This window comes from Pseudoalteromonas sp. G4, from assembly GCF_028875915.1.
Classification (GTDB): Bacteria; Pseudomonadota; Gammaproteobacteria; order Enterobacterales; family Alteromonadaceae; genus Pseudoalteromonas.
Genome location: NZ_JAPEHW010000039.1, coordinates 25,663 through 35,892, shown reverse-complemented (window position 1 = coordinate 35,892; position 10,230 = coordinate 25,663). Strand labels below are relative to the sequence as shown.

Genomic DNA, 10,230 nt, shown 5'->3' with positions numbered 1-10,230 from the left:
AGCAAAGAAAAGTAACATAAAGCCCAAGGATGGGCTTTTTCGAAACGCATGGAGGCACAATTTAGCAGCCACTCAAAAGTAAAAGTAACTGCTAAAAATAAAAACTACCTCTCACTCCCAACCTCTACCGGCATGGTATCCATTTGCGGCTCCATATCCTCGTGTGGTTTTGGCTTATGGCGCTGGGCAATAACAACCCCAATAAATACACAGCCAATGGCGAGCCATTGTTGCCACGTTAAGAACTCATGAAGAAGTAATGACGCAAGTAACAAGGTGAATACGGGAATAAGGTTTGAAAACGCGGCCGCAGTTAATACCGATACTTTTGAAATGGCATAGTTGTACATACCGTAGCCACCCAAGGTTACAAACGAGCCTAAATAGATAATGGCAGCAATGCCTTCGAGCGACATTTCACTTGGTAATTCAACAAAAAACAAAAAGGGCGCGAAGAATAAGGTGCCGCTAATGCCTTGCAAGGCAATTAAACTAAGTGGCGAATAGCGGTGAGCCAAATGTTTTACACACACCGCATAAATGGCGGCGCACACCATGGCTAAAAACTCTAAAAAGTTACCTAAAATTGGGTTGGGTGCGGCGCTGGTATCGGGCGATACAAGGGTTAACGTAATCCCCCCGACAATACAAAAAACAAATCCGGTAATGATGGATTTCGATAAATACTCTTTCAGCATAAAAAACGCCAAAATCGCTACGATAAGTGGAAAGCAGCTCACAATGACGCCGGCTTGGCTGGCAGAGGTATATTCAAGGGCGTAGCCTTCAAATAAAAAGTACAAACAGGGTTCAGCAAGTGACATGCCGAGTAGGTACTTCCAATCACCTTGTTGGTAATTAAACTTTTTCACATAGCGCCAAAGCATTAAGCACAAAGTGAATGTGGTGAGCATGCGTAAAAAAATGACTACCGCAGGGTGGTATAAATCAATGGCATACTTTAAGGCAATAAACGAGCTTCCCCACAAAAAAGTGGCGATAAGCAAACATAAACTAGCGGGCATAGTGACTACTCAAATTAAAGGGGCGGTGAATTTTAACAGGGTAATAAGCACTGTGCGATAAGTCTCGACCAAAGAATAGCGGATCATAAAAACGCAAAATTTTATGCTGCTATCGATTAGCTTTTCTTGTTTAAATTTGGTTGAATTGATTGTTTGCATGATATTTTTTTGTGTGAGGCCATTTTACCCTTGTTGATTTTCTCAGCTTTGATATAACAAAGGTTGTTGCCTGAGGTATTTGGTACTGGGAATGAGTGACGGGAAAAAAACAATCGTAGTAAAACTGGGTACAAGTGTATTAACCGGTGGCAGTTTTACGTTAGATAAAGCGCATATGGTTGAATTAGTGCGCCAGTGTGCCCAATTAAAAAAGAAAGGGCATAAAATTATTTTGGTTTCGAGCGGTGCGGTTGCCGCGGGCAAAGAGCATTTACATTTAAGTTGCGACTTAAGCAATGTGAACAATAAACAAATGCTTGCAGCCGTTGGCCAAAGCCACTTGATCCATACATGGCAAACCTTATTTAACTTATACGGTATGCATGTGGGGCAAATGTTGTTAACGCGCGCAGATTTAGACGACCGTGAGCGCTATTTAAATGCACGCGATACGTTAAAAGCGCTGATTAAACACGATATTGTGCCGATCATTAATGAAAATGATGCGGTGGCAACACAAGAAATTAAAGTTGGGGATAATGATAATTTATCGGCTTTGGCTGCCATTCTCGCTAAGGCCGATAAATTGTTGTTACTGACGGATCAGCCGGGATTATTTACCGCCGATCCGCGCGCTAACCCAGATGCCAAGTTGATTAACTTGGTCGATAAAATTGACGCTAATTTAAAAGCATTGGCAGGCGGCTCGGGTACGCATTTAGGCACCGGCGGCATGGCAACTAAACTGCAAGCAGCCGATATTGCGTGCCGAGCAGGTGTTGAAGTGATTATTGCCGCAGGCCATAAAAACAATGTAATTGTAGATGCGGCACTTGGCAAAGATGTTGGCACACGTTTTGTAGCAACAGCGTCAGTGACCGAAAGCCGTAAACAGTGGTTAATGGCAGGGCCGCCAGCAAGCGGTGAGCTAATATTAGATGACGGCGCTGTTCGCGCTATGAAACACTCAGGATCAAGCTTGTTAGCAAAAGGCTTGAGTGATGTGCTTGGTGAATTTGAACGCGGTGCCATGGTGAAATTATGCGACCAAAATGGGGCGCAAATAGCACGGGGCATTTGTCGTTATTCATCAAGCGATCTGGCCCAGATAAAAGGGCAACATTCCGAGCAAATCAATCAATTGCTCGGTTACGACTATGGGGCGGTGGTGATTCACCGCGATGATTTAGTACTTTTTGGAGGATTAACGTGATTACGCAATTAGCACAGCAGGCAAAGTTAGCAAGTTTTGATCTCGCTGTGGCGACAACAGCACAGAAAAATACAGCATTAGAAAATATTCGTTCCATCATTTTAGAAAATGCCGAACAAATCGAACAAGTGAACCAGCGCGATATTAACGCAGGTAAAGAAAATGGCTTAACCGAGGCCTTACTTGATCGTTTATTATTAAATAAAGAACGCATTTTAGGCATAGCCAATGATATTCAAAGCTTAATTGCAATGGATGACCCAGTTGGCGGTGAATATGATGGCAGAGCGCTTGAAAATGGCCTGCGCTTAAAAAAACAAATTGTGCCATTAGGTGTGGTAGGCGTTATTTATGAGGCGCGCCCCAATGTAACTTTAGACATTGCCTGTTTATGTTTAAAAACCGGTAATGCCAGTATTTTACGCGGCGGTAAAGAAACACTTAATACCAACACTTACTTAGTTGAATTAATTGGTAAAGCACTTGTTGATGCGGGCATTAATAAGGACGCAGTGCAATTAATTACCAACCCAGATCGCGCCTTAGTACTTGAGCTTTTAAAGCAAGATAAGTACATCGATATGATTATTCCGCGCGGTGGCGATACGCTGCAAAAAGTATGCGTGGAAAACAGCACAATTCCGGTGATCACTGGCGGTATTGGTATTTGTCATTTATACGTTGATGCTTCTGCTGATTTGCAAAAAGCATTGGATGTTATTGAAAACGCCAAAGTACAGCGCCCAAGTGTGTGCAATGCGCTTGATACCGTGCTTATGGATGAATCAATTGCAAAGCAGTTAGTGCCATTATTAGCAAAGCGTTTAGAACAAGTGACGCTTAAAGGCTGCGAACGAGCAGCTGCGCTGAGTGAGCGCGTTAGCCAAATTGCTGATGATGAGTACAGCAAAGAATGGCTAAGCCTAACGCTTGGTATTAAAGTGGTTGATGATATTAACCAAGCGATAATGCATATTCGTGAGCATTCATCAGGTCACTCAGATGGTATTTTGTCTGAGAGTTTAAGTAACACCAATAAGTTTGTTGCAGCGGTAAATTCTGCGGCGGTGTATGTAAATGCGAGCACGCGCTTTACTGATGGCTCGCAGTTTGGCTTAGGTGCTGAAGTTGCAGTATCAACACAGAAACTGCATGCACGCGGGCCTATGGGCTTAGAGGCATTAACTACATATAAATGGGTAGGTGAGGGTGATTACCTCATTCGCCAATAAACTCAATAATAAAATCCCACCCCCTGTGGTGGGATTGTTTTGTATGCTGGGCATGTATTTAGTGTCAGACGCTGAATTCACATTTGAGATTATTCGCACACTTAATTTTAAACTGTTTGTAATCGCCGTTTTGCTTGGAGTAGCGATTGCCCTTGCTGGTGTTATTTCATTTCGCAAAGCGAGTACCACAGTAAACCCACTTAAACCCGAAACCGCTACCTGCTTAGTTACAAGCGGTATTTTTCAATACACGCGAAACCCAATGTATTTAGGTATGGCTGTAGCGATTTTAGGCTTTGCTATTTTACTTGGCAGTTGGTTAAGCCTTTTAGGTGTTTTGGTATTTGTATTGTTTATTGAGCGCTTTCAAATTAAACCAGAAGAAGCCGCGTTAACCGAGTGCTTTGGTGATCAGTTTACACGTTACAAAACAAACGTCCGCCGTTGGTTATAAATAAGTAAAACAAGCTTAGGGCTAATCTTTATTCGTTCCAATATTTACAGTAGAATGCCGCCAAATTGATTGGAGGTTGTATGAAGTTTGTTCGTTGGCTATTAGGCCGCATTATTTTATTTTTTGATTTTATTACAACACCACGTGGTGTTAAGCGTGATGCGCAGCTACAGGCTGAAATTGACGCAAAAACCCAAAACCTAAGCTTGTATCAATTTAAAGCGTGCCCGTTTTGCGTAAAAGTACGCCGTGCAATGAAGCGCAATAGCTTAAATATTGAGTTACGTGATGCAAAAGCCGAAGGTATTCACCGTGAAACACTTGCAGCAGAGGGCGGTAAAGTAAAAGTGCCGTGCTTGCGTATTGAGCAAGACGACAAAGTAACATGGCTATATGAGTCGAACGATATTATTGCCTTTTTAGAAAATGAAGTAGCCAATAAAGCTGCTTAATTTTCAATAAGTAGTAAAGAGTTTTACAAAACGCAGCTTCGGCTGCGTTTTTTTGTTTCTCTTTAGTTGTATATGATATACAGTGTTTGTTTTTATCATGGAGAGATAAATGAAGTGGTTGCTCTTACTGTTAGTATTGCCTGTTAGCGTGTTCGCTAAACAATGTGGCAAAACCATGGATGCATCGTTAGTTGGTGGTGGTTGTGTATGTCCAATTGGTAAAGATTGGCGCTATGGAAAATGTGTGAGTAATGGGCTACCTGAGTTTGCCATAGATGATGGTAAAGGTAGCTGGCGCTGTATTGAAGGTTATGTAAAAAAAGCAGCGCGCTGCGAAAAGTACATAGTGCCAATGGCTGATAGCAAGGTAATGAAAGTTGCTGCGCTCGACTGTGATAGCGAACGTAACTCGAGCAAAAATTGCAAGTTACCAACACAATTTCAAAAATACTTTTCGAACAAACAAAAAACGCAGCCGTAGCTGCGTTTTATTATTAAGCTGAAAGTTAGTCGTTACTTTCTTTAGTTGATTTAGCAGTAGGTGCTTTTACTGTTTTTTTCGCAGCCGCTTTATCAAAAATTCCTAAGCGAATACGAATAAAGTGGAAGATTTCACGTGGTACATCAATATCAACAGCGCTTTCTAACCCTTCAAAACCTGGCGATGAGTTGGCTTCACAGATTTTAAAGTGTTCTTGATCAAATAATAAATCGATACCAGCAACATCTAAACCTAATACATTAGCAGTTTGCGTTGCTAGCCATTCTATCTCTGGGGTGATTGGGTAAAGCTTGCCCACGCCGCCGGCACTTACATTGGCTTTAAAGTTTTCGCCATTTGAATTTCGTTCCATACAGGCAATTGCGCGTCCACCTATGGTAAATACACGTAAATCACGGCCGTGACTGGCTTTGACAAATTGCTGAAGAATAATGTTGGCTTTTGGACTTGTTGCTTCAATTAGCTGCATTAAGTCATCAAATTCACCAGGGGATTTTGATAGAAATACCCCACTGCCTTGTGAACCCGAAAGGGTTTTAACTACTACAGGAAAACCAATTTGTTTTTCAACTAGCGCCACATTTACAGGGAACTTAACTAGCATGGTATCGGGTGTTGGTAAGTTTTTCTCAGCTAAAATTTGTTGAGCAAATAATTTATCTTTTACAACTTCAATTGAATGCGAGCTGTTTACGCAATACACACCTAGTCGCTCTAAGTGACGAACAACAGCAAGGGTAAAGTACGTTGTACCAGCACCCATACGCGGCATTACAAAATCAGGCAGTTTCTGACGCTCACCATCGATCAAAATACTTTTTTCATCATCACGGGTAACCGTAAGATCAAACTGATCTGGCGAGAAAACTTGAAGATCGATGTTTTCTTCTTTTGCGACTTCAACTAAGCGATTAATTTCATATGCTTCTTGACGGAGTAGCAAGTCATTGTGTTTGTAAATTATCCAACCACGCACTAATAATTACCTTCTAATTCATTAATAGTGTTGCCAACACTTACAGGCATACTGCCTGTAAGTGTATGAATTTTTCTTCCTTGTGTTACTGACTTATATTTGTGCCACAAACTTTCGATACGCGTTTCTGCCTCGCGTTTAGTTTGGCACATAGTTAAAAAGTTTTGCTCAGTATGATTTTGAGGCTCTGCAAGCTGATGCTCTAGTTGAAATAATCGCTTACCAACGGCAGTTAACAATTCTGCTTCTTGAATTGTAAAGTGGCCGCTACGGTTAAATCCTTGTGGAAAATTCAGGTCATCATAGAAATTGCTTGTTTTTACAAAACCATGTAATAAATCCATGTGATATTCTCATGTTGACAACTTTGCCCATTTTGGCGGAGTATGCGTGAATTATGTTTGCTAAGTACAACAATAAAATTTTATCGTCACGATAAGAGATACCGTTTTGGATATTGAATTAATTAAAACTTTCATTGAAGTAAAAGATTGTCGCCATTTTGGTAAGGCTGCTGAAAATTTATATTTAACGCAAGCTGCTGTAAGTTCGAGAATTCGTCAACTTGAGCAGTATTTTGGCGTTGAATTATTTATACGCAATCGCAACAATATTCAATTAACCGCTGCAGGAGAGCGTTTTGTTTCACACGCTGAAGTGATGATGCAAACACTGCGCATGGCTAAACAAGATGTGGCGTTATCAGTTGAACAGGTTACGCAAATTTCAATTGCAGGTACGCCAAATACGTGGGACACCTATATTCATGACGCAATTTCAAAGATTTACGCGTCTCAACCGGATGTTAGCCTAGTCGCTGAAATATTAGCACGAGAGCAAATAACCCGGCAGTTACTGGAACGTTCGCTTGATATTGCAATCATTTTTGATCCTCCCAAAGCAGAAGAATTGAAAATTGAACTGTTGCATACATTCGCATTAATCCCAGTATCAACGTCAAGCGAGCCAATTGCTAGCCCAAGTGATGTAACCCGTTATATTCGTGTTGATTGGGGCACTAATTTCACCGCATGGCATGGTAAAGAGCTTAAGGGCATGGCAACTCCATTAATGCGAACAAGTACGGCACGTATCGCACTTGATTTAATGCTGCAGTGCGGCGGCATGGCATATTTACCAGATGTCCTCGTAGAGCCCTTCATTGAGCAAGGCTCATTGCATCGATTAGATGCATTACCTGAGTTTAAGCGTGATGTGTATATTGCGTATCACAAAGAGAACGAGCATGCGCAAAAATTGCATGCTATTCGCCGCATGTTAGGTAAAGAAGAACCTGAAGCACCCACTATTATTGTGCCTTAATCTTGATAAATATTGGGTAAATAGATTTCCATATTTGCGTCTGGGAATTTAGGCGCTTTAAAGCCAAATTGTTGATACAGCCCATGAGCATCTTTAGTAGCTAAGGTGAAACGTCTTAATCCTTGTAACTTAGGATGTTCAACAATGGCTTTAATGAGCGCTTTACCAACTCCCAAGCCTCGGTTATTTGGTAAAACAAAGACATCGAGTAGATTTGCAAATGTCGCATAGTCACTGACCACCCGTGCAAATGCGAGTAGTTCATCTTCATCACTTTTTACAACAAAGCATAATGAGTTGCTTAATGCCGTTTTTAGTATGTGCTTTGGAATATTTAAACACCAATATGCATGAAGCGATAAAAACTGGTGAATGTGTTCAAAATCATGCTCATCAATTGTGTGGTACACCTTCATATTGTTTACTCCTTAATAAAAGATAAGTGGTAATGTCAGTAGTAACAGACTCGCCATAACCAAATTAAAACGCTTTAGCTTTTGTGGATTTTGTAAAAAGCCATTTAGGAAACGACCAACAGCAACCCAAAAAAACGAGCAGGGCAAGGTCGCTAAGTTAAATACGATTACGCCTAGCAAGGCTGACGGCCAGTACTGTTCATTGGGTAAAGTAAGTGCGGTTACTAGAGTGAGTAACATTGCCCATGATTTAGGGTTCACCAGTTGAAATAGCGCTGCTTGGCTAAAGGTCATGGGAGATGCGTTACTGTTGCTGCTATTTGGCTTACCGCGAGCAATTTTAATCGCTAAATAAATAATGTAGCTGGCAGCAAATATACTTAATACTTGATGCAGCATTGGATACTGTTCAAACAGCTTGCCAAGGCCAAGCAACATAGCTAAATGCATACACGTCATGCCGATACGAATGCCCACAATATGCGGTAGTGTTTTACGAAAACCAAAATTCGCCCCTGAGTAGGCGAGCAGAATATTATTTGGCCCAGGTGTGAGTGTGGCACTAATGCTAAATAATATAAGTGCAGGCAATAATGATAATACTGTGCTACTTTCCATTTTGATTCTCCAATTGTATCAATACAATTTCATGTTTATTTATATTGTTAGCAATGGCATATTGGTTAAAAAGGATCAATTAAAATATTGTTATGAATACAATTTGGTTACCAGATGTGGCGGAGTACCAAAAGCTCTGCAAATTAAGTTCAAAATATCAAGCGCTTGCAGGTTTAATTGAGCGTGTCGCTCAATCTGGGGTAATTTCTGCTGAACAAAAATTGCCAGCGCAACGAATTTTGGCCGATCACCTTGGTGTGACTCATGGCACGGTTACGCGCGCCTATGATTTACTCGTTAAACGCGGCATTGCTACGGCAAAACTTGGGGCAGGCACGTTTATAAAAGCACAGTCAGTTCATTTGGATGAATTAGACGATACCGATTTTTCATCGAGCATGATGCCGCTTATGGGGCAGCAAAATGTATTGGCCGAGCAAATGCGCAAGCTAGCAAATAACGCCTCTGCGCTGACAGATATTTTGCGCTACAAACTCAATGGCAGCGATGAACTACAAGGTACGTTTAAAGCTTGGTTAAACGATAAAGGATTGCAAATTGGCAAGCAGGAACTGATTTTTTGCCAAGGTGCTCAGCAAGCGATTTATAGTGTGCTTGCTGCATTGTGCCAATCTGGTGATACGGTGCTTCATGAGGAAATGTGTTATCCGGGATTTTATCAAGCATGTGATTCACTCGGTTTAAATACTAAACCGATTGCCCTTACGCCCGCAGGTATCGATTTAAATGCCTTTGAGGCTTATTGTAAGTCGCATAAGATAAAAGCGATTTACATAACGCCAAACTGCCAAAACCCCACCAATATTCGCTATGACCAAGCAACGCTAGATGGACTACTTGAACTCAGTCAGCGTTACAACTTTTTTATTCTTGAAGATGACGTTAACTATTGTTTGCCTGAAAACTGGCGTTTACCGCTTTGGCAAACCGCCAACGACAGAGTGTTTTATATTGGTAGCTTTTCAAAATACTTTGCTGGTGGCCTGCGGGCAGGGTACTTAATTGCGCCATTTTTGTGGCAGCAAGCCGTGCTTAAGCAAATTCATAGTCAGTGTTGGTCAGTATCTATGATGAATTTTGAGTTGTTAGCACTTGCATTACATGATGATGAATTTAAACGTAACCAATTACAGCTCGCAGATGAAGTAAGAGCGCGTATCAACTTACTGCGAGCGCTTTTTGAAAAACATGGCTTAGCGGCAGTGTTTTCGGGCTTAAATGTGTATTTACCACTGCCTGATCATATCAATATGTTCTCACTGGCAAATCAATTAAAAGCAAATCGCGTAATTGTGCGAACCGTTGATGTATTCACACGTAATGGCAACACGAATTGCAATGCACTTAGATTTACTTTGGGTGGTCCCAGCTCACGACAAGCATTTGAACTTGGTCTTGCTCGGGTTGATCAAGTGCTACGGCATCGTGATGGTGGTATCGAAGTGGTAATTTAAAGGCGTAAACTGATTGCTCTTAAATATAGCTTTTATTTTTTAATTACCTTATTTTTAATATTTTAAAGAGTCTTAAATGGAGTTAAATATGTCTCGCTTTGATGGTACTTTCCCAATGTTGGTGATGTTTACCTTACTCTGGGCAATCCCAATTTATTTAGTATTGCGATCTGATAAGGCCTTTTCATATCACAAGATAATTTGGTTCTTTCTAACATTGTGGTTTTCTTGGTTAGGTTATACATTATTTTACTTTATTGTTGTTAAACACTTAAGCATTGACAAAGTAAGCAATTAATAAATAACTCTTAATGCTCAAAGGGGTTGATACTCTAAAGCTTAATATTTCATTATTTAAGTATAAAAGTTCATACTGACACTTCGA

12 protein-coding genes are annotated in these 10,230 nt (G+C 40.9%); 7 read left to right on the top strand and 5 right to left on the bottom strand.

From position 1 onward, the window contains the following. Window positions 1-104 precede the first annotated feature (104 nt). The gene (locus ON073_RS12405; protein ID WP_274762191.1) at window positions 105-1,025 is read right to left on the bottom strand and encodes a DMT family transporter; all 921 of its coding nucleotides are present in this window, start codon (window positions 1,023-1,025) and stop codon (window positions 105-107) included. 250 nt (window positions 1,026-1,275) lie between these two features. Here ON073_RS12405 and proB point away from each other — a divergent pair, with 250 nt between their 5' ends. From proB to ON073_RS12380, 5 genes are all read left to right on the top strand, one after another. After that, window positions 1,276-2,397 (top strand): glutamate 5-kinase, encoded by a 1,122-nt coding sequence (gene proB / locus ON073_RS12400; protein ID WP_274762190.1) that lies wholly within the window; start codon window positions 1,276-1,278, stop codon window positions 2,395-2,397. After that, window positions 2,394-3,629: a glutamate-5-semialdehyde dehydrogenase gene (locus tag ON073_RS12395; protein WP_274762189.1), complete on the top strand. Its 1,236-nt coding sequence runs from the start codon at window positions 2,394-2,396 to the stop codon at window positions 3,627-3,629. The genes proB and ON073_RS12395 overlap by 4 nt, the downstream gene beginning before the upstream one ends. Continuing rightward, on the top strand, window positions 3,607-4,083 hold the full coding sequence (locus ON073_RS12390) for a methyltransferase family protein (RefSeq protein ID WP_274762188.1): 477 nt from the start codon (window positions 3,607-3,609) through the stop codon (window positions 4,081-4,083). The genes ON073_RS12395 and ON073_RS12390 overlap by 23 nt, the downstream gene beginning before the upstream one ends. A gap of 80 nt (window positions 4,084-4,163) precedes the next feature. Continuing rightward, a complete protein-coding gene (locus ON073_RS12385; RefSeq protein WP_274762187.1) occupies window positions 4,164-4,535 on the top strand; it encodes a glutaredoxin family protein in 372 nt (123 codons plus the stop codon). Window positions 4,536-4,644: 109 nt separating this feature from the next. Further along, complete coding sequence (locus ON073_RS12380; protein ID WP_274762186.1) at window positions 4,645-5,016, top strand: hypothetical protein; 372 nt, start codon at window positions 4,645-4,647, stop codon at window positions 5,014-5,016. 25 nt (window positions 5,017-5,041) lie between these two features. On the opposite strand, the gene ON073_RS12375 is transcribed toward ON073_RS12380, so the two are convergent. Both ON073_RS12375 and maoP read right to left on the bottom strand, forming a co-directional pair. Then, a complete protein-coding gene (locus tag ON073_RS12375) occupies window positions 5,042-6,013 on the bottom strand; it encodes an ATP-grasp domain-containing protein (RefSeq protein WP_274762185.1) in 972 nt (323 codons plus the stop codon). After that, the gene (gene maoP, locus ON073_RS12370) at window positions 6,013-6,357 is read right to left on the bottom strand and encodes a DUF413 domain-containing protein (RefSeq protein WP_274762184.1); all 345 of its coding nucleotides are present in this window, start codon (window positions 6,355-6,357) and stop codon (window positions 6,013-6,015) included. Before maoP ends, ON073_RS12375 begins: the two co-directional genes overlap by 1 nt. A gap of 106 nt (window positions 6,358-6,463) precedes the next feature. Between maoP and ON073_RS12365 the strand changes: the two genes are divergently transcribed. Further along, a complete protein-coding gene (locus ON073_RS12365; RefSeq protein ID WP_274762183.1) occupies window positions 6,464-7,336 on the top strand; it encodes a LysR family transcriptional regulator in 873 nt (290 codons plus the stop codon). On the opposite strand, the gene ON073_RS12360 is transcribed toward ON073_RS12365, so the two are convergent. Together ON073_RS12360 and ON073_RS12355 are read right to left on the bottom strand one after the other, a co-directional pair. Further along, window positions 7,333-7,752, bottom strand: coding sequence for a GNAT family N-acetyltransferase (locus ON073_RS12360; protein ID WP_274762182.1), 420 nt, complete (start codon window positions 7,750-7,752; stop codon window positions 7,333-7,335). The two genes, ON073_RS12365 and ON073_RS12360, sit on opposite strands and share 4 nt — an antisense overlap. Window positions 7,753-7,764: 12 nt before the next feature. After that, complete coding sequence (locus ON073_RS12355; RefSeq protein ID WP_274762181.1) at window positions 7,765-8,370, bottom strand: LysE family translocator; 606 nt, start codon at window positions 8,368-8,370, stop codon at window positions 7,765-7,767. Window positions 8,371-8,462: 92 nt separating this feature from the next. Between ON073_RS12355 and ON073_RS12350 the strand changes: the two genes are divergently transcribed. Continuing rightward, window positions 8,463-9,845, top strand: a complete 1,383-nt coding sequence (locus ON073_RS12350; protein WP_274762180.1) for an aminotransferase-like domain-containing protein — start codon at window positions 8,463-8,465, stop codon at window positions 9,843-9,845. Window positions 9,846-10,230 lie beyond the last annotated feature (385 nt).